This is a genomic window from Pseudomonas ovata (genome assembly GCF_003131185.1).
Taxonomy (GTDB): Bacteria; Pseudomonadota; Gammaproteobacteria; order Pseudomonadales; family Pseudomonadaceae; genus Aquipseudomonas; species Aquipseudomonas ovata.
In genome coordinates this window covers 198,084-222,969 of the sequence record NZ_QFFU01000006.1, presented here as the reverse complement: position 1 = coordinate 222,969, position 24,886 = coordinate 198,084, and the positions used below count along the sequence as shown (strand labels likewise).

Genomic DNA, 24,886 nt, shown 5'->3' with positions numbered 1-24,886 from the left:
CCATGGCCCCTCCTTTCAAGCGTGTCTTCGGGCACTTCCACTTCTGCTGCGGTCTGGGCGGCGGCGGGAAAGGCTTCAATAACGCCAAGCCCATCGTCGGGAATGTCCAGGCCGAATGGCGGTGCCTGGGTGGCATCGATGTCGACGCAGCCGGCCTGCGCGACTTCCAGCAACTCACTGGCGTTCCCGGCACATTGCTGGATCTATTCACCCGCGACCAGTACACCCGCTTCCACGGCGCCGAACCACCTGCAGGTTGGCAAGAAGCGACCCCTGAAGACATCCGCCGCGCGGCGCAGAACGAGCGGCCCGATGCGGTGTTCATCAGCAGCCCCTGCAAAGGCGCCTCAGGGTTGCTGTCCGAGACGATGAGTCTGACGCCCAAGTACCAGGCGCTGAACGAGCTGACGCTGCGCTGCGTCTGGCTGATGTGCGAGGCATGGAAAGACGATCCTGTTTCGCTGATCGTGTTCGAGAACGTGCCCCGTCTTGCAAGTCGTGGCCGGCATCTGCTCGACCAGATCAACCAGTTGCTTGGGTTCTATGGGTATGCCGTGGCCGAAACCACTCACGATTGCGGTCGGATCGGTGGGCTGGCCCAATCCCGCAAGCGCTTCCTGCTCGTGGCCCGCCACATTGCGAAAGTCCCGCCGTTCCTTTATGAGCCCGAACAGAAGACCCTGAAGTCTGTCGGCAGCATCCTCGGCCGCATGCCAATGCCTGGCGATATCGACGCTGCAGGACCGATGCACCGAATCCCTTCACTGCAGTGGAAGACTTGGGTGCGACTCGCCCTTGTCGAAGCCGGCAAGGACTGGCGGTGCCTGAATGATCTGGAAATTGAAGACGGTCACCTGCGCGACCTGGTCATCGTACCGGAGGCCTATGCCGGCTATCTGTGCGTCAACCAATGGGGAGACTCAATGGGCACCGTTGCCGGCCGAAGCAGCCCCACCAACGGTGCGTTCTCGGTGGCGGATCCTCGCGCCCGGGCCGGCGCCTTGCAGTACCAGCAGTACGGTGTTCGCCGCTGGGACGAAACCAGCGGGGCGGTTATTGGCGTCAAGTCTCCAGGACAAGGGACATTCAGCGTTGCCGACCCGAGACAACCGCAAGGCACGTTCGGCAAGTACCTGGTAACGCCTTGGGATCGGGCAAGTGGCACAGTAATCGCCGGCAGCACCACAGGACAAAGCGCTTTCGCCGTACAGGATCCACGCCCAGGCATGAAGCGCGTCAAAGGCGATGCCTATATGACCGGCGGACATTACGGGGTGATCGACTGGCAAGGCCAGGCCGGGGCCGTATCGGCGAGTGCCAGGCAGGACAACGGACGATGGTCGGTCGCCGATCCGCGCATGCCAGCACCCACCGACCGCCTCACCTGCGTGATCGAATCGCTCGACAGCACATGGCATCGACCATTTACGACGTTGGAGCTGGCCGCCCTGCAATCGCTGGTCGACCCGGAAGAGCAACTGATTCTGGACGGCCTGAGCGATCAGGCATGGCGCGAGCGCATCGGCAACGCGGTTCCACCAGCAGCTGCAGAAGCGATTGCCCATGTGATGGGCACCACGCTACTGCTGGCCGAGGCCGGCGAGACCTTCATGCTCAGCAGTATGCCCGTGTGGGTTCGCCCCGTAGCAGTGGGCCTGAGCGTGTCGCACCAGGAGGCCGCATGAAAGCACACGAAGAGCTTCACGCCGATTACATCCAGTCGACCTATCGCCGCGAGGTTGTTCGCGTCTTGATCAAGGACATCAGCCACTTCAAGGCCGAACTGAAGTATGTGGTCGTCTATCACGACGGCGGCGAGCTGCTGCTGAGCGCATCGACTCTCAAGCTGGAGCAGGCGTATAGCGAACAGTTCATTCGCGTTCACAAGAATTCTCTGGTCGCCCGCAACCGCCTGCTGAGCTTTCAAAGAGAGCACGGGCTCAGCAGGAATCCAGCGAGCGTACGCCTGCTGGGTGTGACAGAGCCGGTGGCAGTTGCTCGCGGTCGCATTAAGACAGTCCGCACTGCAGTAGCCAAAACCATCAATCAGCAGCACCAGGCCGGAGAGACAGCATGACCGACATTGAACAAAGCGAGGATCTACTGGCCACCTTGCGCGCCCTGGTAACCGAGCTGCGCGCTCCCAAGGTGTCTATCGAAGACGAGCTATGGACTACCGACGATATCGCCCAATACCTGAAGCTCGCCCAGTACACGGTAGAACGGCGCGTTGTCATGCAGCCAGGCTTCCCGGCCGCGTTTCAACCATGCGCCACCGGCACCAAAGCTGTTAAGCGCTGGTTTGCCGGCGAGGTGATCAAGTGGGCTCGGCAGAACCGGGCAAAGCTGCCGAGTCCGCGAACCCCACGCAAAGCCGCATGAGCTATCAATCAAGCCTTGCCGCCATCTCGGCGGCAGTGGCGTTGTAATAGACCATCAGAGAGCGCGGATCCTTGTGACCCGTGATCCGGGCCAAATCAAGCACATCCACCTTGCGCGCAAGCCGCGTAGTTGCCTCATGCCTTGTGTCATGGAAGTGCAGATCCACAATCTTCAACTCGTCCCTCACCCTCCTGAACATTGCATCCGCAGATCCAGACTCAAGCCTGAACACAGCACCCTCCCCTGTGCGGCCACGCAACAATACTTCCAGCAGATCACCTGCCCGCTTCGTCAACGGCACGTTACGGCTGTCGCCATTCTTTGTCTTGGCCAGGTGCACGTACCGATCCTTCAGGCGAACAGACTTTAACGTCAGCCCCAGAATTTCCCCCTGACGCATGCCAGTCTCCAAAGCCAACAAGAAGACATAAGCCAGCTCTTGCTGCAGCGTGATTGGTGCAGCGCCTTCAACGTACCCGAAGCGATCTATTAGGTCCTTCTCTTCAGCAACGGTGATTCGTCGATCACGCGGCCGGCCATTAGAAGGACGCTTCACCTCCCGTACCGGGTTAATGGTGCAACACTTCCACTCACGCCTGGCAATTTCAAACACTGAAGAAAGCAATGTCATCTCCCGCCGCACCGAGGGGCTCGCAACCTGCTTCAAGCGCAGGTCACGCCACTCAGCGATCTGGTCTGCTGATATGTCATTGATCAGCAATCCGACGAAACTTAACTCGTTGTCCATCTTGTCTAGGCGCAACTCTTCCCAGCGCTGCCCAGCTTTCGTAGGGGATACGTCTCGCTTGTAGCGCATCAAAGCATCTGATAGCGTCATTTGATTACTAACTTTCGCCTTGCCGCTACCGCCCAGGATCTCTGCTTCCCGATGCGTAGCCCAAGCAACTGCTGCCGCTTTTGTAGGAAAGGTTTGGGAATCCCTCACCCCCAGCTTAGCGACCTCAGCTCTCCAGCCACCACTCCGCTTCCTGTAAGACGCCACAGCCAAACCCCTATTGGCGTAAAAATGGCGTAAAGACTATCACGCCATTGCAACCGGGCGCCTTGAACTGTCGCACTCTTTAAGTCCGAAACCCTTGCAGAACAAGACTTTGCGACGAATAGCACCGATCTGAAACTATTAGTCAAAAGTATTAAGATTCCCCCTCGGGGCACCAGCACAATGAAGAAAGGCCTTGATTATCAAGGCCTTTTTTTCGTCTGGCGTAAAGTTTCAGTGGGCATCGGCCTGCAACCTTGACCCTGCCAACAAGCCGGTATGCTGAGCCCTCCCCACGGCCTCAAGCTTTGAAAACCCCTTCTACGAATTGCAAACCGCCTACCTGATGAGCGTCACAGAGCGCCTTTATCCGGGCCACGGCCAGCATGCTTGTAAAGTCTTCCTCAGCCCTGAACATATCGACACGCGTATCAACGTTTTCCTTTAATACAATTTCGGTATAGAGCGCAGGCCCTTCGGGCAAATAGCTCAAGAGCGGCTCACTCTTTGACTTGCTTTCATCGAATGCCTTTGACTTCGAGGTAAAATTCACCACCTTGTAACCATGGTATTCAGCTTCCCCCATATAGACGTCAGCGTCAAAAAACTGAAGGCCCTGCACGTCATGGTCCAGTAACAGCCGATGAAACCTGGGGCTTATGAAGTTAGGCCCATCACTGAACAGAAAGTCATAGTTCAACAGGCGCCCGGCATCAGGCTTCGAGCCGACCCTGAATTCAATCGACACCTCCTCTTCCAGCGGTATGCCTTGTTTAAAAACACCAGGATCCTGACCGCTCAACACCGTGCAGCGAAACCAATAGCGTTCCGGATAATCATCAGAAATTTTTATTAAAAACAGTTTAGTCATCTGCAGCCCCTTGTCCCGATGCCGACTTTAATTCTGTGATACCCGAACGCTGGGAGGACCTGAAAGCAGGGCGCCAAGTGCGTGAACAAAACTGCCTTACGGCCTCGCGCCGCCTCAGCCAACCTGCATTGCATCTTTATTGAGGACGCGCAGATCCACCAGCCGTAACCGGTCGCGACCGGCGCGCTTGGACTCGTAAAGCGCGGCATCGCCCTGTTCGATCAAGCCTGCCAAAGTGGCAGGCGCCTGGTCGAACAGGCTGGCGCCGATGCTCAGGGTCACAGGCTTGGGCGTGACAAAGGTCTCGGCCGCGACCTTGTGAAACTGCTCGCGCAGCATGCTGCCCAGGGCCCCGACCTGTTCGCATGAGGCATCGCTGAGCAGAATCACGAATTCGTCACCGCCCAGGCGGGCAGCCAGTGAGCCCCGGGGCAATTCGGCGCGTATCAGTTCGCTGAGGGTGATCAGCAAACGGTCGCCGGCAGTGTGGCCGTGCAGGTCGTTGATCAATTTGAAATTGTCGATATCGATCAGCAGCAAGGCCCCCGGCCGGGCGGTGCAGACGTCTTCAAGCAGACGGGCGGCTCGCACTTCGAAGGCGCGGCGGTTATACAGCGCGGTCAATGGATCGCGTGCGGCCAGCCGGGCAATGCGCCGCTCGCGGCGGTGGCGTTCGGTGCCGGTCATCGACAGCGCGATGAGCATTACGGCCATAACGCCCTCGACCAGGGAAATCTGGATGATCTGGCCGCGCAACGAGGCGAGGTCGATCAGGGTGCCCGGCACCACAGCCGTGGCGGCCTTGACCACGTAGAACAGCCCGTGCAGCAACAGCACATAGCGCAACTGCACCGCCCCGACGGTCAACGACTGGCCATGCGGGCGCAACAGGAAGCTGGCACGCAGGCTCAGCAGCGCCACCAGCAGCGAATTGACCAGCAGCATGACCTTGGACCACGACGGATCGGCGGGCAGTAACAGCAAGGCACACCAGACCACCGCAATCAGGTACCAGGCGCGCGACAGGCGCACTTCGGTAAAGCGCGCAACGCCCAGCAGAAACAGCCCGTGCGCCACCACCAACAAACCATTGGCAAACCAGATGCCGATCACCAGCAACCCGCTGCTGCGCATCACCGCCAGGATGCAGCCCACGCTGATCGAGGCAAAGCCGGCACTCCAGAACAGCAAGGATGACTCGCGCACGCTGCGCCACTCGATGGCCAGGTACAGCGCCGCAGAAGCGGCCAGGGCAACGGTGATAACCAGCAGGGTAAGGGGATCGAGCGCCATGAATGGACCGACCTGAATGAGTGCCGTAGAGAAGGTGGATTGTAGGCGGTTGAGCGATTTTAGCAGAACCTGCCAAGCCTTAATGTTTAACCGCCATGACGTCTTGCGAAACATGCTTTTGTACCCAGTTCACAGAACCACCACGTGCTCATCCAAAACGCCAACACGCTCGCAAACCTAGTCCACTTTCTGCGGTCTACTGCTGCCACAGACCAGCGCCCTGCTGGAAACACCCCCTTCTAAGCGCAGGCATTCCATGAACAGCAAACTTGACGACACCACCCGCGACGCCATCGACTTCATCAACACGCTGTGCGAAGACGGCCTGATCGACTGGCCTATCGATTTCGAGCCTGCAGCCTTCAGCGATGCGGAGCTGGCGGAAACCTTCGGCCACTGGTTTGGCGGCCAGCGCTGGTCCGAGGCGGGCGACACGTTTGTGCAGTTTGGCCAGGACGGCACCGGGTCGATGTTTCTGCTGTGGTATTACCCCGGCTTGAGCACACGGCCACCGGTGGTGTTCATGGGCTCGGAAGGCGCAACCAGCCTGGTGGCGAATGACATTGAGGACTTTATCCGCCAACTGGCCAGCGGCAAGCAGTTCTTTGACGGCGACTGGCTGGAGCCGGATGAAGACGAAGACCGCGAACTGGACTGGCAAGCGCTGGCACAGGCTGTCGATGCCCGTTATGGGATGGGTGATGAAACGCCTGAGCAGTTGTCGGACAAGGCCCGGCGCGAACATCCGGACTTCGATCAGTGGGTAGCCCTGAAAGTCGAATAATCCGCGTGGCCCGTTATCAGGCGGGCTCGACGCGGGTCCAGTAGCGGGTCAGGTAACGCACCTTGACCGGCAGGGTCTTGCCCAGGTTTTCCAGCACCGTGTCGATGTCATCGAGCGCAAAGGTGCCGGAAATCCTCAGGTGCCTGATTGACTCGTCGCAGCGCAGTACGCCTGGGCGATAGCGGCTCAGCTCATCGAGAAACGTCCCCAGGGGCCAGTCATTGACGCTCAGCAGCCCCTGCACCCAGGCGGTCGAGCCTTCGGGCAGGTGTTCAGGCGGACTGACCCGGTTGCAATCAAAGGTCACCTGCTGACCGGCGACCAGGCGGTCGGCATGATGGATGCTTTGCAACGGCCGCACTTGCACGGCGGCGTCCAGCACCCCGACGCGGGTTTTGCCGAGCAATTGGCGAACACTGAACCGTGTGCCCAGCGCCAGGATGCTGCCCTCCTCGCTCTGGACGATAAAAGGTCGTCGGGCGGCATCCTGAGCGGTCTGCACCAGGACCTCGCCCTGATGCAACTGGATCAGCCGCTGCAGGGCACTGAAGCGGATGTCCACGGCGGTGTCGGCATTGAGCACCAGGCGTGAACCATCCTGCAGCTCCAGCGTGCGCCGTTGGTTGCCACGGGTGTGCTGCTGGGCAAGCAGTGCGCGGTACGGCACATGCTCGACGGCCAGCCAGCCGGCACCGCCCATGGCCAGCAGGATCGACAGTACCTTGAGCACCTCACGCCTTGGCCTCTGTGCAGCGCTCAGTCTGGATGACGCCGTCTGCTGCGGCACACGCGCCCACTGCTGGTGCAGTCTCTCGACCCGCTCCCATGCTGCTGCGTGCTGCGGCGATGCCTGGAGCCATTGTTGCCAGGCCAGGATACGCGCTTCATCGATCTCCCCATCGTTAAGCTGCACATACCAGGCGGCAGCCGCTTCAAGGGTCTGGAAATCCGGCACGCGACTCATGCGTTGTCGACCAGCAGCGAACACGCCACGGCGCTCAGGTAGCCACGGGGCTGGCGGATCGGCCAGGCATTACGGGCGTCCATGACCTTGAGGAAAGTGTCCCGGGCAAGGTCCGCCGCATCGGCCGGATTGCCCGACCGTACCCGCAGCCAGCCTTTCAGCCAGCGGTGGTGCTCACTGTAAAGCGGGAAAATGGCTGAAATATCAAGGCTCGACATGAGAGGACCTTGCAAGCGCTAATAATAATTGCTCGCATTGTCAGCAGGCCGTCGATTTTATGCAAGTGCCGGCCCGCGCTCATGCAGTCGCCGATGCGATTTCACACCCTGTCCAACATCCGGGATCAAACCCGCTACCCTAGGCGCTTCCATTCTTCAGCAGCGAGTCGCGCCCCTATGAATGTTCAATCCAGCAGTCTGGCCGTTTTGGTACTCGGGTTCTGCAGTGCAGTTCACGCCCAGGAGCCGCTTTCGCACCTGGATAAAGTGCAGCAGGCCGGTCAACTGACTGTGTGCACCACAGGCGATTACAAGCCCTACACGTTTCTGCGTGAAGACGGCGAGTACGAAGGCATTGATATCAGCATGGCGCGTACGCTGGCCAAGAGCCTGAACGTGCCGGTCAAATGGGTGCCGACCACCTGGAAGACGCTGATGCCGGACCTGCAGGCGGGCAAGTGCGACATCGGCATGGGCGGTATTTCGGTCACTCTGGAGCGGCAGAAGAAGGCTTTTTTCAGCAACGTTCTGGACGTGGACGGCAAGATCCCGCTGGTGCGCTGTGAAGACCAGGCGCTGTACCAGAGCATCGAGCAGATCAACCAGCCTTCGGTACGCCTGATTGAACCGGCCGGCGGCACCAACGAAGCCTTCGCCCGCACCTTTCTGCCCAAGGCGCAGTTGGGCTTTCATGACAACAACACCATCTTCCAGCAACTGCTGAACAAGCAGGCCGATGTGATGATCACCGATGCCTCCGAAGCGCTTTACCAGCAAAAACGCTTGCCGGGGCTGTGTGCGGTCAACCCGACACACTTCATGCAATACGGTGAAAAAGCCTACCTGTTGCCCCGTGATGACATGACCTGGAAAAGCTATGTCGATCAATGGCTGCACTTGAGCAAGGCCACGGGCGCCTATCAGGCCATTCTCGGTGAGTGGCTGGCCGTGCCGGCCCAGTAAAAGCCTGGATCGGACACGTCTACGACCACAGCTGAAGCGACCACCGGTCGCGAAAAGACCTGCATGATTGGCGACGGCATTCGCGACCGTTGGTCGCCCCTACGGTCTGTTCATGTCGGTCATGCGCAGCGTCCGATAAAAGCCCTCCGCCTTGAGGCCGGCGGTCTCCCACTGCGACGTCAGACAACCTTTGAAAACCTTGAATAATTTGCGATCCAATAATTTTTTAAAGACAGCGCAATCTCGTCTATGGATGCGACGATAGAGCGCTTGACACTCGAAAGGAAATCATTCGTTACATATAGAAATGAGTCTGCTAACATCGTATGACCCGTGATGAGCAAGCGATCGACACGTATCGCACCTCTGTCAATGGACCGGATCGCGACCTGAGCCGGCCACCCGATGTAAACGAATCACAATGAGAGCAGCCCTCAAGGCCTGCCAGCCCCTGTTGCGAAAGCCTTCGCCTGCGATAACGACCCGCCTTGCACCGGCGTGGTTCCGTCTGCCCTGAAAAAGGTGGCAGGCAAAGGCCTTTTCAACCTGACGCCGACTACGCCTGCTCACAGGCTGCGGTGGCCGCCAACGTTTACGCAAAGGGTCAGGATCGTCGCTTGCGATGTGTAGCCATAGAGCGTTGTGCCGTCCGGGATTTTCTTGTGAGCCGTCATAGGTGGTCCCTGTATGTTGTTGAACAAGCCGACATCGCGAAGAAAATTCCTGCTTTCTTCCCTGATTGCCTTGCCTGCGCTGGGCGTGACCGTAAACGGGCTCAGCGCCGCCGTCGCTGCCGACATGGTGGCCCCCAACCTCGAGTCTTACTCGCCGACGTTTTTCAGCCCCGCCGAATGGGCGTTCATCATGGCGGCCTGCAATCAGTTGATTCCTGCCGGTGGCCGCGGTCCTGGCGCACTGGAAGCCAACGTGCCGGTGTTCATGGACCAGCAACTGGCCAGTGACCTGGGCGGTGAGATCTACCTCGAAGGCCCCTTCGACCTGAACGCCCCCAAGACGCTGGGCTATCAGATTCCGTACCGCCCGCAGGACATCTATCGCAAGGGCATCCAGGCGGTCGAAGCCTGGTGCAACGAGAACCACCACGGCAATTTTGCTGCGCTCAAGGCCGACACCCAGGTCGAGGTGCTCAAGAAGTTGCAGGCCGGTGACCTGAAGTTCAATGCCTTTGGCGAAGACATCCTCAAGTCGCCGATGTTCTTTTCCGAAGTCCTGACGCTGGCCCAGCAGGGTTACCTCTCCGACCCGATCTACGGCGGCAACAAGGGCATGAAGGCCTGGATTGCCATCGGCTTTCCCGGCGCCCGCGCCAGCTACCTGGAATGGGTCAAGCAACACAACGTTGCCTACCCGCTGGGCCCTGTAAGCATCAGTGGCGACCGCGGCTGACCCCTTTTTCGTCAAGCGTTAGAGCGAGCAAGATTTTTATGGCAACTATTACCAATGACGAAGTCGACGTTGTCGTCGTCGGCCTCGGCTGGACCGGCTCCCTGATGAGCATCGAACTGGCCCAGGCCGGTTTGAAGGTCCGCGCCCTGGAGCGCGGTGAAGACCGCAACAACGCGGACTTCATGTACCCCAAGCCGGCCGACCAGTACGCCTACGCCGTACGCAACAAGATCATGGTCACCCCCAAGGACGGCGCCCTGACCGTGCGTCATAACATGAGCAGCACCGCCCTGCCGACCCGCAAGTGGGGCGCCTTCGTGCCGGGTACTGGCGTCGGCGGCTCCGGCCTGCACTGGACCGGTGTACTGATCCGCCCGACACCCACTGACATCAAGCTCAAGACCTACGCCGACCAGGCCTACGCCAAAGGCATCCTGCAAGACGACATGCGCATTGGTGACTACCCGTTCACCTGGGACGAGATCGAGCCGTACCTGGACAAGTTCGACAAGATCTGCGGCCTGTCGGGCAATACCGGCAACCTCAACGGCAAGATCATCGAAGGTGGCGACCCGTTCGAGGGCCCGCGCTCCAGCCCCTTTCCGCTGCCGGCGCTGGAAGACACCCTGAACTGCTCGATGTTTGCCACCGCGGCGCGCAAGCTGGGCTACCACCCCTTCCCCAACCCGTCGGCCAACGTCTCGCGCGCCTGGACCAACCCTTACGGCAACCAGATCGCGCCGTGCAATTACTGCGGCTATTGCAGCAAGTACCCGTGCCTGAACTACTCCAAGGCGTCGCCGCAAACGGCGGTCATGGACGCACTCAAGCGCATGGACAACTTCGACTACAAGGTCAACGCCAACGTCCTGAAAGTCGAACTGCACCCGGACGGCAAGACCGCCCGCGGCGTGACCTACGCCGACGGCGACGGCAACCTGGTGTTCCAGCCGGCCAAGATCGTCGTGCTGGCCGGTTTCCAGTTCGTCAATGTGCGCCTGATGCTGTTGTCCGGCATCGGCAAACCGTATGACCCGGTGACCGAGACCGGCACCATCGGGCGTAACTACGCCTACCTGAGCGTGGGCGCCAGCACCCTGTTCTTCAAGGACAAGACTTTCAACCCGTTCGCCACCGCCGGCGCCACCGGGCAGATGTTCAACGATATCTCGCCGGGCAACTACGACGGTGCGGCGCTGGGGTTCATTGGCGGCGCCAAGATCCACAGCTCGCAGGCCACCGGCACTCCGATCGGCACGTCGCTGCCGGCCGGCACCCCGGAATGGGGCCAGGGCTGGAAAGACGGCATGGCCGACTGGTATGGCCATTCGATGAAGGTCAGCATCTCTACCGGCTGCATGTCCTATCGCGACCATTACCTGGACCTGGACCCGACCTACAAGGACCCATGGGGCCAGCCACTGCTGCGCATCACCTTCGACTGGAAACAGAACGAACTGAAACTGCAGCAGCACCTGCGCGGCATCGTGCAGAACATCACCAAAGAACTGGGACCGGACAGCTACTCGGAAAGCTTCCTGGGCCTCGATTCACACTGGGACATCACCAAGTATGTGTCGACCCACAACGTCGGTGGCGCGGTGATGGGCGAGTCGCCAGAGACCAGCGCGCTGAACCGCTACCTGCAGAGCTGGGACGTGCACAACGTATTCGTGCCGGGCGGTAACGCGTTTCCACAGAACTTCCAGGCCAACCCGACGGCCCTGATCGGCGCCCTGACGCTGTTCGCCGCCCAGGCCATCAAGGACCAGTACCTGAAAAACCCCGGCCCGCTGGTGCAGGCATGAGGAGCGCACACGTGAAATCCAGACCCCGTTCCCTGCTGATCGCCCTGGTCGTGATCGGCGTCGTGCTGGCGCTGCTGGGCTGGCTGCTCGCCGGCTGGCTCAACCGCGCCGGCGACACCGGTGCGCAACTGTCGCAACCGGTGACACCCGAGTTGATCGCCAAGGGTGAATACCTGGCGCGCGCCGGTGACTGCGTCGCCTGCCACACCGCCCATGGCGGCCAGCCGTTTGCCGGCGGGCGCGGCATCGAGTCACCCATCGGCACCATCTACGCCACCAACATCAGTCCGGACAAAGACACCGGCATCGGGGGCTGGAGCTACGGCGAGTTTGAGCGCGCCGTGCGTCGCGGCATCGGTCATGACGGCAGCGCGCTGTACCCGGCGATGCCTTTCCCGTCCTATGCCCGCACCACCGACCAGGACACCGAAGCGCTGTACGCCTACTTCATGAGCGGCGTCAAACCGGTGAATCAGGCCAACAAGGCCAATGACATCCCGTGGCCGCTGTCGATCCGCTGGCCGCTGGCCTACTGGCGCACGCTGTTCTCGCCGACGCCGGAGCAGGCCGCCGTGTCGCTCAAGGCCTCGACCGAGGGCAAAGCCGCTCAGGTCGCGCGCGGCGCCTACCTGGTGCAGGGCCTGGGCCACTGCGGCTCGTGCCACACGCCACGGGCGCTGACCATGCAGGAGAAAGGCCTGGACGAAAAAGACCCGGACTACCTGGCCGGTGCCGAACTCAATGGCTGGGCGGTCCCGCCGTTGCGCGGCATGCCGCACTGGTCGCATGAAGAAATCGTCGATTACCTGGGCACCGGCCGCAACGCCAAGGCCTCGGTCGGCGGCGAAATGACCGACGTGGTCGCCAACAGCACCTCGCACATGAGCGATGAAGACCTGGGCGCCGTGGCGGCCTACCTGAAATCGCTCGATGGCAAGAAAGCGCCGGCAGCGGCCAAATCGTCCGCCAGCGAAGCGACTACCGCCAAGCTGACCGCCGCCAAGGACCTGACCCTGGGCGAGCGTCTGTACGTGGACAATTGCGGTGCCTGCCACTTCGTCGGCGGCAATGGTGCCTCGCGCATCTTCCCGCAACTGGATGGCGCATCGATCATCAACGCCGACAACCCCAGCGCGCTGATCAGCGTGATCCTCGCCGGTGCCCAGACGCCGTCGACGGCACGAGCCCCCTCGGTGCTGCCAATGCCGGGCTTTGCCTGGCGCCTGGATGACAGCGAGACCGCAGCCCTGGCGACCTTCCTGCGCCAGGGCTGGTCGAACAGCGCCAGCGTGGTGTCGGCCGAGCAGGTCAAGGCGATCCGCAGCACGCTGGATGCCGGTCATGAAACGGCCAAAACCAGCGTCGAGCCGTCCAGCCCTCAGCATTGAGGGCTGGCAGCCCGTAGGAGCGACCAACGGTCGCGAATGCCGCCCTGAATCATGCGGATCTTTTCGCGACCGTTGGTCGCTCCTGCTGATCGGCAACGCCTGGACAGACTTATTGACCCTGGCCCCACCCGAAGCGTTTACGGATCGCCCGTCGATAGGGTGTGTCGATCTGCCGAGGGACTTGTTCGATGTAATGGCGGGCATGTTCAAGACGCTCGCCCGACAGTCCGTCGAGGTAGCCCAAGGCATCCTTCAGCGATGGCAAACGTCCTTCGATGGCATCCAGCCGGGGTGGCAAGGCGGTCCAGATAATCGCATCGACTTTGCGTACCGCTGCCCACTCGGCCAACGGCCCGACCTCGGTCTTGTCGGGGATGAACACTCCGATGCCATCCTGCCGGTCAGCAGCAATCTGTTCGCGCTCGCGCAGGCTGGCGCAGGCCTGCTCGACGCTGTCCACGGCCAGCAGCGCCCACAGCACCTGGCTGGACGGTGCGTTGCAGCACAAGGCCGTGGCCAGCTCGCCCTTATCGCCCACCCGACAGAACTCGACCGGCAGCTCAGGCCCGTCCTGATACCACTCGCCCGCCAGCGGCAATGCCTCCGGCTTCCAGATCAGCGATCCCCATCCCAGGCATGCGATATTCAATGGCTGTTCCTCGATCATGACTATGAGCACGTGCCCATCACTCTGATAGGAACAAGCGGTAAAAGATTCAGCCGGCCTGCATCACACAGGTTGCCCGCGACCGCTCACCGACTCTGCGCCCAGGCCACCAACAGGTTCGGCAGCATGGGCCGGGCCACGTAATACCCCTGGATCTGATCGCACCCCCAGGTCTTGAGCAGCTCATACAGCTCGGCGGTTTCCACCCCTTCGGCCACGACCTGATAGCCAATGGTCTGCGCCAGCTGAATGATCGAGGTCACCACCGCCCGGTCCTTCGTATCGCGGCAGGCATCGCGCATGAACGACTGGTCCAGCTTGACGGTTGTGGCCGGCAACATGCGCAGGTAAGTCCAATTGCTGTAGCCGGTGCCGAAGTCATCGATGGCCAGGCGAATACCGCAATCGCGGACTCGTTCCAGATTGACCCGGGTCAGTTCGGGATTGGTGATCAATGCACTTTCGGTGAGTTCCACTTCCAGCAGGTGGGGCTCGATCGTCTTCTCGCGCAGCAGGCCGATCAACTGGTCGACAAAGGTCGAGTCGGCCATGTCGGCCGCTGACACATTGATCGACACCTGCCACTCGAATCCCTGCGCCTTCCAGTCCGCCAACTGTTCCAGCGCCCGACGTGCCACCCAGGCGCTGATCTTGCGGATCAACGGAGTCTTTTCCGCCAGCGGAATAAACTCGCCCGGGCTGATCAGCCCCAGCTCCGGGTGCCGCCAGCGCAGCAAGGCCTCAACGCCGCACAGCCGGCCGCTCGCCGCCTCGACCTTGGGCTGGTATTCCAGATAGAACTGGTCATCGCGCTCCACCGCCTTGGACAGCGAGGTCAGCAGCGTAAATGCCCGCATCTGCGCCCGATCCAGCTCGGGTTCGAAATACACCCAGCCCTTGCCGGTGTTTCGTGCATGGTCGGCCGAACTGACCAGGCAACGCAGCCAGTCTTCGTGCCAGTCACCCGGCGTGAGCCGCAACATGCCAAGCCCCGCCCGCGGCTGCAGGGGAATGCCGGAGCACTCGATGGGCTGCTCGATCTCGGCAGACAACAGCCCGATCAGTTCCTCGATCTCGCCTACGCCTGGAATCATGAAGCCAAAGCGGGTCGGGCTGATCTTGTACAGGTCACGCTCGCCAATGATGCGTTTGAGCTTGTCCTTGAGCAGCAACATGACCTTGGCAGCAAAGGGATAGCCCAGGGACTTGACGATCTCGTTGAGGAAGGTCGGCGAGATCATGTCGGCGGCGATGACCGTCACCGGCTCGCCACGATGCCTGTAGGCCTCGACGTCTTTTTCAAACTTGATACGGTTGTACAGGCCGATGCTGCCATCGACATAGCTGCTTTCGCGCAGGTCGCGGATGCGCAGCATGACGATACGGGCCAGTTGCTTGAGGATGCTCTGTTGTTCAGTGGTGAGGCCGGGGCGGGGTTTTGTGTCGATGATGCAGAACATCCCCAGCGTCAGTCCTTCACTGGTGACCAGCGGGTAACCCGCGTAGAAGCGAATGCCAGGATTGCCCAGCACCAGTGGATTGTCACGAAAACGTGAATCGACAACCGCATCCGTGACTTGAAAGAAGCCATCGGCGGCCACGGCAGTGGCACAGAACGAGTCGATCAACGGCGTCTGAGTGCACTCCATCCCGGCCTGCGCCCAGAACCACTGGCGACGGCTTTCGAGAATCGAAATCAGCGCAATCGGCACAGCAAAATGCGCCGTAGCCATCCCGATCAACTCATTGAACACCTCATCCTTGATACCCTCGAAGCACGCTACGTTTGCCAGCATCTGCTGACGCAGCGGCGTGTCCGACAGGGGGTGTATTTCGTGCTGCACGTTCCAGATACCTCATGGCTTGTTGCTATCAAGCGTCTACTGTAAGGGATTGCGCCAGGCTTTAGATAACGCTTCCAGACACAATGCACCTTTCCTTTGCACGATGCCATACGCCATCCTGTTACCCAAAATGGCTTTTCCAGAGACAACAAATACTTAACTTCACTTTCACAGGTACGCGTATATAATCGCCGCTTCCGTTGGGGAGTAACCTGCTGGCGAGCAATCGCGAGCGTTCGTATCAACATTCTCGGCTTCAGTCAGCCGTGGTACGAACACCATTTTTGGTTGGTGAGACCAGCGACACAGCACATGCTCAAGCCGGGCGCGTGTCTTTGTCGTTGACTCATAGCCCGGCGGACGTACACCGTGAACCCGATTTCCCTCATCTTCATCGCGCTTGCGATGTCTACCGACGCCTTCGCAGCCGCCATCGGCAAAGGCTCGGCACTGCATAAACCCCGCCTCTCTGAAGCTTTGCGCACCGGCCTGATCTTTGGTGTGATCGAAGGCATTACGCCGCTTGTCGGCTGGGCGATCGGCCAGGCTGCCACCGCCTGGGTCGCCGACTGGGATCACTGGATCGCCTTCACACTGCTGATCGCCCTGGGCCTGCACATGATCTACAACGGCGTGAAAGACGAGGATGAACAAGAAGAGAAGACCCGCCAGCATTCGTTTCTGGTGCTGGCCGTCACGGCCTTTGCGACGAGTATCGATGCGCTGGCCGTGGGTGTGGGTCTTGCGTTTGTCGATGTGAATATTCTGGTAGCGGCAGCGGCTATTGGTTTGGCCACGATGATCATGGTGACGATCGGGGTGATGCTGGGCCGGGTGCTGGGGACGGTTGTTGGCAAGCGGGCGGAGATTGTCGGTGGGGTGGTGTTGATGATCGTGGGGGCGACGATTCTGTTTGAGCATTTGACCGCGTGAAGACCGGCAACATTGACAATGCGCCGGCCCCCTTGCAGACAAGGCTCATTACTGGATGATCGATCTGATCACATCACGATCCTGCTGTTGCCCTTGCGGCTGGCGTTGTTGTTGCTGCTGACGTTGAAACTGCTGCAACTGCTGCCCCTGACGAATAATGTCATCGGTACTGCTGCCTGAAGACGGTAAGTTGATACTCCCAGGACGGTTTAAAACATTCTGCGGCGCCACATAATTGCCTGACTCCTGGGATCTGCGTGGCTGCTGGGCCGGACGCTCCTGCGCACGTTGCTCACGAGCGCGTTGTTGCTGTTGCTGTTGCTGCTGCAACTGCGCACGCAGCTCCTGCTGGCGTTGCTCTTCGGCGCGCTGCTCGCGCAACTGCTGGGCCCGCAGATCCTGCTCCTCACTTCTACGACGCGCTTCGAGCTCCTGCTGTTCGGCACGGGCGCGCGCCTGATCCTGCCGGGCCTGCTCGGCTGCTGCCTTGCGTTGCGCCTCGGCCTGCAGACGGGCCTGCTTGTCATCTTCAGACTTCTGCAAGCGAGCCAGGCCAGCTTGAGCCTGTTGCTTGAGACTCAACGCCCTTGGCTCGGCGCTAATCTTTTGCAAGGCAAGGTCAGCATTGTCGATAGCACAGCGATAGTCCTTTTTCCCCAGGCAGGCCTTACCGGCTGCAAGGGCCTGCTCGACCTGCTGCTGATCATGCTTGCTGCCCAACTGCTGCAAGCCGTAGGCGCCCAATGCCAGTAAAACCACCAGCCCCAGACCTGCCTTGCTGATGCGCCGTTTCGGCCTGGCCGCTTCAGGCTCAGGACTCGGGGCCGGGCTCGATGCCGGTGTTACGACAGGTGCTGCCACCGCCGGCGCCGCAGGCGGCGATGCAGGCACAGGTTGGGAAACCGGTGCCTTGGCCGGAGCGCTGGCAGGTTCAGGTACTGGAGCCGGCGAGACGACCCGTAGCGTCGGCGCAGTACGCTGTACCGCCGCCCCACAGTACGGGCAGTGATTGACCGGCCCGCACAGTGGCTGGGCACAGCCACTGTTGGCGCAGGCAACAGGAAACTTGACGGCTTTTGCTGACTGGGACATGACAGGTCGTCCTTGCTTAGTGCGCAGGCGGCGGAGGGGGTGGCACGGCAGCCTGAGGTGCATTTGCAGGAGGCTGGAACAGATATGCAAGCTCTGCAATCTGTCCGGCGCTCTGCCAGGCGGCCATGCCTTCGCGCCACAACTGACTTTCCCGGTTCACCTGTCCGCTTTGCACGTACTGCTGCAGCTGGGCGGTGGTGTAGGGCCCATAAGTGCTGCCGGCGACGCTCAGGTGGTAGCTGTATTGGGGTGCCGCCACTGGCGGTGGAGGCGTAGAGCCACTGGCTGTCGGGGGCGGGGGCATGCCGCTGGCGGGTGCAGCCGGCGCAGCAGTGGCCGGCTGCATCAGGTTCTCGAGCCAACCCTCAGTGAAGAACTCATTGCGTACAGTGACCTTTTCGCCATGGTCGGGATGAACTTCATCCAGGTAGACATCAGCACGCGAGCCGGCAACAAACTGGATGTACTGCCCCAGTACAGCCTCGGCCTCGGCCAGCAAGCGATCCTCGCGTCCAAGTGCCTGCCGCTTGAGACGTGCCAGATATTCCTTTTTCAGCAACTCGGCAATCTTGTACGGGAAAGACTGGTACAGCTCTGAAGCGCCCTTCTCGTCTACGCGCTTTTGAGCGCGGTAGGCTGTGCGGCTCATGTCTTCAAACAGTACGGCCAGGCCTGCCACTTGTGCATCGCTCAGGCGCAGTGTCTTGCTACGCACCTGACTTTCAATATCGGTGCGCTGCACGGCCTTGAAGCCGCCCTGCCGAATCGAAAACTCATCACCGATGGTGAAGTCTTCCTTGTTGATAAAGAACTCGTAGAGGTTGTTATCAAGACGCTTGAGTACGCCCAGCGCAATGGCGTGCAGGTAGAGTTTGAAGTCTTCGGCAAACTGTCGGTACTGCTCTTGCGTGAACTGGATAGGCTGAACAAACTGGCTGGTACGCTTGTGGCAGTGCAGCGGGATCGCCGCACTTTCCTTGGTGTAGCTGGCCAGGTAGGTCGGCAGCGGAGTCAACGCCGGCAGCGGGAAACCGGACAGTTCGGTGAAGCAGATCAACTTGCCCGGCATGCCGGACTCTACAAACTGGATCTGCCCGGCATTCAGGCCGGTCCCCTGGGGCAGGCACTGGCCAAGCATTGCACCGTAGATACGCTTGAATTCGACGGCGTCCTGGACGCCTATCAGGCAGGTGTAGCGATCCTTGTTGATATTGAAACCGCCCGTCAGGTTCAGTGGCGTCCAGGGCATGGCTCGCTGCAGCAACTGGCGGAATTTCTCGCGCTGTTCGTCAGGCGTCAGCACTGCCAGGGCCGTCAGGAGCGGATCAGCACCGGATGCCTGCCGAGGCAACTGCTGCACGGATTTGTTACGCAGCTTCGAGAGCAGTTCTTCCTGGCCTTCCTCGGTCTGCAATTTACCGAACAGGACTTTGGAACCACCAAAATCCTTGAATGCATCTTTCGCCCATGCGCGTACATCAGGTGTCTCAGCGCTGGGCTCGTCACCATTCTGTACCAGCTTGAGAGGAATCAGGGTCGCGTGCTTTTCCTTGATACTGGCGTCGATCTTGGCGATATCGGTATCGATGCGCTTGAGCAATTGATTGACTGCGTTACGGCCATCCTGCAGACGACCGACAAAACCATTCCATATCGGCTGGCCATTGTGATCGACCGATTCCTTGCGACCCAGCCACTCAGAGACATCGCGCAGAAGTTGTGCGGCTTCACGTGCCGCAATGTAACGCACATAGAACAACAGGCTTTCGCGCAAGGTGTCCTTGATCTGGCCCAGCACGGTATCCGCTTGCTTGTCCTTGCCACTGAGACGGGCAAACAGGCCTTTATCCGTTGTTTCCTTCAAACGCTCGAATTCGCGCGCCAGCTCGGCCGACTCCAGCTTTTCAGACAACTCGCGAAAGCGCGCCGCATTCTTGTCAAGCGCCGGGATGATACCGCTGCCTTCGTTCTCCAGACGATCCTTGAGCATTTCCACCAAGGCAAGCGTGTAATCCAGGCCCCCACGTTCATCGTCATCAAGACGGCGGAAAAGCTTCTCCGGCAAGGCGTCTTCACGGGTCAGTTCGGCCAGGCGCTTGTGCCGGTTTTCACGGATACGCACTTCATGATTGCGCTCGGCGCTGTCGACAGAACTGCCTTTTGTATCGCGCTCCAGTTGCTGCTGGATTTCCCGTACCAGGACCAGCCATTGCTCCTTGTCCGCTCCACCACTTTGCAGACGCTCGAACAAGGCTTCGGCTTTTTGCTCGATCTGTCCGGTAATGCTGATATCGCCCTCGACGTGTAGCAAGTCGTCAGCAATCTTATAGTGCGTGAACTCACCCGTGGCCACGGTCAGTTCGACGCGCGACAGAAACTCCGGCAACTCTGTGAAGGTGCGGGGGGTGATATCAAGCTGTTCCCTCAAGAACTCGTCGCGTTCCTTGTCAGTCGGACGATTGCCGCCGACGGCGGCACTGGCAATACCGAAGAAGGCCTTGAGCATTTGTTGCACCTGACGACTGAGGCGCACGTTCTGGCGGGCATCAATCTGGGTATCAAGCACTGCCTGGCCAATCGACGAATAAGCGCACGGAAAACGCAACTCGGTGTTGTCACCATAATCCTGCGGCAGACGCACGGTGTATGAGCGGATCTTGTGCTGATTCTGGTTGACCGCAATGGAACGCTTTTTGTTGGCGAAATCCTGAGACGTGAAGTCTGTGAACAATACATCAGACAGCATCTCGTAGATGTCTTCCTGATCACTGGTCTTGGCTTGAGCAATGTTGGCATTGTCAATGATGTAGACGTCATCGTACGGTCGGCTGTCGATGAACAGGTTATCGCTGGCATCCCAGTACTTGAGCAGCGGATTACCGCGCATGCAGGTTTCCAGCTCCATCAAGGCGGCATAGCCGTTGGCCTGGACGCGCTCAGTGTTGTAGGCATGAAAGCCACCTGGCAGGACAAAGAACAGGTCGACCTTGCCGGCGATATTGCTTTCCTTGAGCAGGGCCTTGGCCAGGTAACCCATGTCCAGAAACGATCCGGAGCCGGTGCCGCCGGCGGCAGAACCGGTGATCACGATGCGGATCTTGCCAGGCTCGATTTCCAGCCCGAGCTTTTTCAACTTGTCTGCCTGGGCGCCGATGTTACTCAGCAGGCGACCGATCTTGTCGCGCAGTTTGTCGCGTATGGTCGGGTATTTGTCATAAAAATAAAGCCGCGACAGCGCGCGAATCTGGCCTGCACCCTTGGACGGGTCAATTCCCAGGTGCTTGATCTTTTCCGGCGTCAGCGGAAACCACTCGGCCACCTCCCGGTGACGGTTGAGTTCATCGATGGAGTGCGTGTATTTGCTCAGGTTGAGCTGCTCGATGATCTTTTCTTCAGAGGTGAAACTCACCTGCTCAGCCAGCACGTCGGTTTTCACCGACTTCCCGTCCTGGGTCACCTCACCAGAATCAAGGTCGAAATTGATGAACTGCACCACCGGAAAGTCGGCGACCTGCTGCACCTGGTTATTTGACCCCCAGATGGCGTTGAGGATGCGTCGACGCACGCGGATATTGACCTTCATGCCGGTTCCGCCCAAGGCGATGAACAACGTCGGGTGAATCTTCTCGACGATCGGAGTGACAGGTGCGCCAGTTGGCTGTGCATTATCGTTCATTGAAAAACTCCATGAGCCTTGGCGGGCTGGCCGAGCGTTCGGCATTGATCCTGATACAAATGGCGTGCAACGGTGGCCCGTACGACCTTGATTGCACGGGTTTCACGCTTGAAGCGGCAGGGTTCAGCGTTTGGCCGAGAAAGTCATCAGCCAGGCGATCAGCGAAATCAGGGCCACCGCGCCTATGGGTGCGAAATACAACGGGGCCAGGAACTGGCCCGAGTTGATGACTGCCAGCACAGCCATGACGGCAATCATCAACAGTCCCAGGAACAGGAACCAGCCCGAGGCATTGGCGCGACTTGGCGCCACACGCTCGCGCACACGCCAGTTGGCATAAGCGTTCTTGATCACGAAGAAGATGATCGCCAGCACCACCAGTACGGCAATCCCTACCAGCGCATCACGGCTGTCGACTTTTTTCGGCCCCAGGTCCAGTGGTGCAGGAATGCCCAGCGTACTGGTGGTGGTTGTCGGAGCCGCGGTCGCAGGGGTGCTTTCGATCGGGGCTGGCAATGCACTGGTCTGAGCCATCTGAAAAACGTCCTTGGATACTGGAAAAGGTTACTTGAGGCGTACGGCGACGTCAGGCGCCTTGTCTATCAGCTGCGCGCTGAACAGGCCACGTTTGAGCGTTGCGACCTTGTTCTGTCGGGCGTCGTATACGCCGACGCGACTGAATGGTTTGAGCGGGTAAGGCTGAGTCATGCCCTCGACTGCAACAATAAAGGTTTTCTTGCCGCCCAACAGCGCTGCCAGCACCAGCAGACCGAGCAACGCAATAACAAAGGCACCCAGTAGCAGCAGAACCGGACCCAACGGATAGCGGACCTGCAACACAATCGGCAGACGGGTTGCCGAGTTGTCAGCCTCGCTGGAGGGGACGAACACGTCTGGCAAGGCATCGCCAGGGAATAGCTCGTTCATGCGCTCGATAAATGCCTGGGAAATGCGCAATTGTTGTTCGCTCAAGCGGATTTCGATAACACCGGCACGCTGATAGCCACTGGAGAAGATCACTTCGCTGGACCACTGCGATGGCAAGGGTGGTAATTGCAGGCTGATGGCCAGGGGCGCCGAACGTGCGCCTGGTTCCAGATCTGTGATCCGGTCGACCGACAGGCTTGATTGCAAGGCTTCGCCAGGCATGTCCAGGCTCATATCGATCTTCGCATCATGAATCTGGTAAGGATTGAACTGGTTTTCAAGCTGTCCCAGTAGCACCGCTGTCTTGGGTGAACTGTCGACATTGATATTGAGCACGACCGTCTGCCGGTCCGGCGCCAGTTCGGCACTGACGTCATCGGTATCCTGTACGCCCGTCGGAATGAAACGCACAGCCGAGCGGGTCAAGGGCTTGAGGCGAACATGATTGTCGTTGAGCAAACTGGCCAGTGCCGGCTGGGACAGGATCTGTTCCAGCTCGGCACTGGCATTGTTACCGTAGGCCAGTGCATAGATCATCAATCCATTGGCCTGATAGTTGGGGCCCTTGACTGGCATTTTTTGTGCGAACGCCGCGATACGCGTGATGGACGCCTCGTTATGCAGCAGGTCATAGAACTCTCGGTTCTTGAGCTGGGTTTCATTGCTGTTATTGGGGCTGTTGCGGTTGTTGGTAATGATCCACACAATCCCTTCTCGGCCTTCCAAGCCAGTCGTGATGGCGGCCAGCAAGGCTTGCTTGAAGTCGGTATCGGCATAGGCACCACCGGTCTTGCGGGCCAGGGCCAACTGATTGACGCTTTCGGCAAGCCGGGCATGGGTACCAGGCCCCCGGTAGGTCCACTGAGGCGAGGGATGAGTGTTGTCAGCCTGATTGAAACCGCCGATCACCACCTCGCTGTCACCCGCCGCCGTAGCGGCCAGCCTGGTCACCAAGGGTTTGAACGGCGAGGCGGGATCGAGATAGAACGGTTCCATCCAGCCGGAATTCTGCACCAGGAACACCTGGCGTAAGGGTTGCGCCGAGGCCTGAGCACACGCCATGGCGAACAACAGCAAGGCCATACGTGCCAGCAGACGGTTCAAGCGTTCCATCGATAAAGCGCTCCGCATGAATCGATATAAAGCCACAGGGCGTCATCGAAAAAAAACCATTGGGCATTCCAGGGCTGACTGACCAGCGCATTGAGCCCGAAGCCAATACCGCCCACCTGATCCAGACGATACTGGGCATCGACTTTCTGATCGCTTCGAAAGAATTCTTCCAGCGTACGGGTCTGATCAGCGCGCATTGACAACAAAAGTCGTTCGCCGCTGAATTCGATGAACGGATACACCACTTCGCGAGTGGTTGGCTCCAGGTTTTCGTCGTGGGTGTCCCAGGGTCTTTCCAACCGAATGTTGTACTTGAAGCTGAGGTGCCCTGTGCTCAGGCGATAGCCCTTGATCGGCTTGGAGGGATCGGTAGCACCATCGTCCAGTTGTAGATAGCTCAGGCTGTCGTCGGTAGCTACCAGTTGCCACAGACCGCTGCCATCACGAAAGGGTGGTCCCTGCTCAGGACGAGCTGTCGCGCCTGCGGGCCATGACTGCCATTCGGCCTGCAAGACCGCGCCTTGGCGCAGACTCAGATAACCATGCTCGCCTATCCATAGCAGGCGCCGTGAAGACGGATCGCGCACCGGTGCCGACAGACGGGTCATGCGTTGCGGGTCGGCTCCAGTCACCGGATAGTGCTCCCACCCGGCCGCTGTCGGGCTGACCAGCCTTACGCTGCCATCACTCATGAGCAATGGAAGCCAGGCACGCGCTTCCAGATCACCAGGGCCGGCCAGGGCTCTGCCCTCCTTGCGCTGGGTACGATACTTCAGGGTCAAGGGATCAACCTTGACCAATACAGCCCCCTCTTCGCCCCCGACCAGTAATGTGTGACCACGCTCGGCCTGCTCCAGGCTGACCGACCAGGCCCAGTTCTCCAGACGGGTACGGCCGATGGGGGCTCCTTCAGGATGCAGCTCCAGCCATTTGCCGGAGCCACGCTGCCAAAGGAACAGACTGCCTTCTCGCCCCAGGGCAAACAATGCATCACGATGACCGCCCAGATCGGCGACAAAGAAGTTCAGGCCGTTCTTGCGCGGCAGTTCAATGATCTGCTTGCTGTCGTTCAGGTCACGTGTGCCGGTCTGCAGAAGTCGCTGGAATACTGCCGCTACGGTCTGCTGCGCGACATCCAGCTGACCGTCGGCGATCACCCGCGAACCACTGCCATCCCCGTAGGGTGGCAACCAGCGCCGTTGTGCCTGCCAGGCAGTGACAGGCAAAGGGGTACCGCTGTGGGGACAGAAGCTGAAAGTCGGGGGCAGGTAGTGACCGGATACATGCGGCACCAGGCGGGCACCGGAGAGATAATCAAGATCAACCAGAGAGGGCAGCGGCTTGACGCCAGCAATACTGAGAAGGGAGAAACGGCCTTCTGGGTCCTGTCCCCAGACCTGGTCGCCAAGCTGCCAAGCGTGTACACCTTCCTTTGGGACTCTCTCCATACCTTCCTACTGATCGCTTGCTGCAAGCCTGAGCCGTAAATGCGAAACCGGCCTGGTAAATGAATGCATTTTGCCATCTTATTTTGGCGCGGGAATAATGGCACATCA

General features: G+C 59.8%; 20 protein-coding genes and 1 pseudogene. 9 read left to right on the top strand and 12 right to left on the bottom strand.

Annotated elements, in window-relative coordinates; genetic code table 11:
• The first annotated feature begins 2 nt into the window (after window positions 1-2).
• Genes DGA31_RS11205 through DGA31_RS11195 form a run of 3 tightly spaced genes read left to right on the top strand, consistent with a single transcriptional unit; the run spans window position 3 to window position 2,382 of the window.
• Window positions 3-1,685, top strand: a complete 1,683-nt coding sequence (locus tag DGA31_RS11205) for a DNA cytosine methyltransferase (RefSeq protein ID WP_109512559.1) — start codon at window positions 3-5, stop codon at window positions 1,683-1,685.
• On the top strand, window positions 1,682-2,077 hold the full coding sequence (locus DGA31_RS11200) for a LytTR family DNA-binding domain-containing protein (protein ID WP_109512558.1): 396 nt from the start codon (window positions 1,682-1,684) through the stop codon (window positions 2,075-2,077). Before DGA31_RS11205 ends, DGA31_RS11200 begins: the two co-directional genes overlap by 4 nt.
• Window positions 2,074-2,382 (top strand): hypothetical protein, encoded by a 309-nt coding sequence (locus tag DGA31_RS11195; protein ID WP_109512557.1) that lies wholly within the window; start codon window positions 2,074-2,076, stop codon window positions 2,380-2,382. Before DGA31_RS11200 ends, DGA31_RS11195 begins: the two co-directional genes overlap by 4 nt.
• A 4-nt stretch (window positions 2,383-2,386) precedes the next feature.
• Here DGA31_RS11195 and DGA31_RS11190 read toward each other — a convergent pair whose 3' ends face one another.
• From DGA31_RS11190 to DGA31_RS11180, 3 genes are all read right to left on the bottom strand, one after another.
• Window positions 2,387-3,220: a tyrosine-type recombinase/integrase gene (locus tag DGA31_RS11190; RefSeq protein WP_241509568.1), complete on the bottom strand. Its 834-nt coding sequence runs from the start codon at window positions 3,218-3,220 to the stop codon at window positions 2,387-2,389.
• A 463-nt stretch (window positions 3,221-3,683) separates the two neighbouring features.
• Window positions 3,684-4,253, bottom strand: coding sequence for an imm11 family protein (locus DGA31_RS29975; RefSeq protein WP_109512556.1), 570 nt, complete (start codon window positions 4,251-4,253; stop codon window positions 3,684-3,686).
• A 114-nt stretch (window positions 4,254-4,367) separates the two neighbouring features.
• Entirely contained in the window at window positions 4,368-5,546 is a 1,179-nt protein-coding gene (locus DGA31_RS11180) for a GGDEF domain-containing protein (protein WP_109512555.1), read from the bottom strand.
• Window positions 5,547-5,802: 256 nt separating this feature from the next.
• Here DGA31_RS11180 and DGA31_RS11175 point away from each other — a divergent pair, with 256 nt between their 5' ends.
• The gene (locus tag DGA31_RS11175) at window positions 5,803-6,330 is read left to right on the top strand and encodes a hypothetical protein (protein WP_109512554.1); all 528 of its coding nucleotides are present in this window, start codon (window positions 5,803-5,805) and stop codon (window positions 6,328-6,330) included.
• A gap of 16 nt (window positions 6,331-6,346) precedes the next feature.
• Here the strand turns inward: DGA31_RS11175 and DGA31_RS11170 are convergent, their stop codons facing one another.
• A complete protein-coding gene (locus tag DGA31_RS11170) occupies window positions 6,347-7,294 on the bottom strand; it encodes a FecR domain-containing protein (RefSeq protein WP_109512553.1) in 948 nt (315 codons plus the stop codon).
• Window positions 7,294-7,512, bottom strand: a pseudogene (locus tag DGA31_RS11165) (sigma factor); the annotation flags it as partial. The pseudogene DGA31_RS11165 and the gene DGA31_RS11170, both read right to left, overlap by 1 nt.
• A 177-nt stretch (window positions 7,513-7,689) precedes the next feature.
• On the opposite strand from DGA31_RS11165, the gene DGA31_RS11160 reads away from it, so the two are divergent.
• From DGA31_RS11160 to DGA31_RS11145, 4 genes are all read left to right on the top strand, one after another.
• Window positions 7,690-8,475, top strand: coding sequence for a transporter substrate-binding domain-containing protein (locus DGA31_RS11160; RefSeq protein WP_109512551.1), 786 nt, complete (start codon window positions 7,690-7,692; stop codon window positions 8,473-8,475).
• Window positions 8,476-9,162: 687 nt separating this feature from the next.
• Complete coding sequence (locus DGA31_RS11155) at window positions 9,163-9,882, top strand: gluconate 2-dehydrogenase subunit 3 family protein (protein ID WP_056835388.1); 720 nt, start codon at window positions 9,163-9,165, stop codon at window positions 9,880-9,882.
• Between the two features lie 38 nt (window positions 9,883-9,920).
• On the top strand, window positions 9,921-11,690 hold the full coding sequence (locus DGA31_RS11150; protein WP_109512550.1) for a GMC family oxidoreductase: 1,770 nt from the start codon (window positions 9,921-9,923) through the stop codon (window positions 11,688-11,690).
• Between the two features lie 11 nt (window positions 11,691-11,701).
• Window positions 11,702-13,078, top strand: a complete 1,377-nt coding sequence (locus tag DGA31_RS11145; protein ID WP_241509567.1) for a c-type cytochrome — start codon at window positions 11,702-11,704, stop codon at window positions 13,076-13,078.
• A gap of 109 nt (window positions 13,079-13,187) precedes the next feature.
• Here the strand turns inward: DGA31_RS11145 and DGA31_RS11140 are convergent, their stop codons facing one another.
• Together DGA31_RS11140 and DGA31_RS11135 are read right to left on the bottom strand one after the other, a co-directional pair.
• Window positions 13,188-13,727 carry a hypothetical protein gene (locus DGA31_RS11140; protein ID WP_109512626.1) on the bottom strand — a complete coding sequence of 180 codons (540 nt, stop codon included), beginning with the start codon at window positions 13,725-13,727 and terminating at the stop codon, window positions 13,188-13,190.
• 104 nt (window positions 13,728-13,831) lie between these two features.
• On the bottom strand, window positions 13,832-15,589 hold the full coding sequence (locus DGA31_RS11135) for a sensor domain-containing phosphodiesterase (protein WP_241509566.1): 1,758 nt from the start codon (window positions 15,587-15,589) through the stop codon (window positions 13,832-13,834).
• A gap of 369 nt (window positions 15,590-15,958) precedes the next feature.
• Here DGA31_RS11135 and mntP point away from each other — a divergent pair, with 369 nt between their 5' ends.
• Window positions 15,959-16,522 (top strand): manganese efflux pump MntP, encoded by a 564-nt coding sequence (gene mntP / locus DGA31_RS11130; protein WP_109512548.1) that lies wholly within the window; start codon window positions 15,959-15,961, stop codon window positions 16,520-16,522.
• A gap of 48 nt (window positions 16,523-16,570) precedes the next feature.
• Here mntP and DGA31_RS29580 read toward each other — a convergent pair whose 3' ends face one another.
• The 5 genes from DGA31_RS29580 to DGA31_RS11100 all read right to left on the bottom strand — a co-directional run bounded on the left by DGA31_RS29580 (window position 16,571) and on the right by DGA31_RS11100 (window position 24,556).
• Window positions 16,571-17,266 carry a hypothetical protein gene (locus DGA31_RS29580; RefSeq protein ID WP_152035018.1) on the bottom strand — a complete coding sequence of 232 codons (696 nt, stop codon included), beginning with the start codon at window positions 17,264-17,266 and terminating at the stop codon, window positions 16,571-16,573.
• Window positions 17,267-17,630: 364 nt separating this feature from the next.
• On the bottom strand, window positions 17,631-21,290 hold the full coding sequence (locus DGA31_RS11115; protein ID WP_161959177.1) for a tubulin-like doman-containing protein: 3,660 nt from the start codon (window positions 21,288-21,290) through the stop codon (window positions 17,631-17,633).
• A gap of 123 nt (window positions 21,291-21,413) precedes the next feature.
• A complete protein-coding gene (locus tag DGA31_RS11110) occupies window positions 21,414-21,824 on the bottom strand; it encodes a hypothetical protein (protein ID WP_109512545.1) in 411 nt (136 codons plus the stop codon).
• Window positions 21,825-21,854: 30 nt separating this feature from the next.
• On the bottom strand, window positions 21,855-23,330 hold the full coding sequence (locus tag DGA31_RS11105) for a hypothetical protein (RefSeq protein WP_109512544.1): 1,476 nt from the start codon (window positions 23,328-23,330) through the stop codon (window positions 21,855-21,857).
• Entirely contained in the window at window positions 23,318-24,556 is a 1,239-nt protein-coding gene (locus DGA31_RS11100) for a hypothetical protein (protein WP_152035017.1), read from the bottom strand. Before DGA31_RS11100 ends, DGA31_RS11105 begins: the two co-directional genes overlap by 13 nt.
• Window positions 24,557-24,886: the final 330 nt, after the last annotated feature.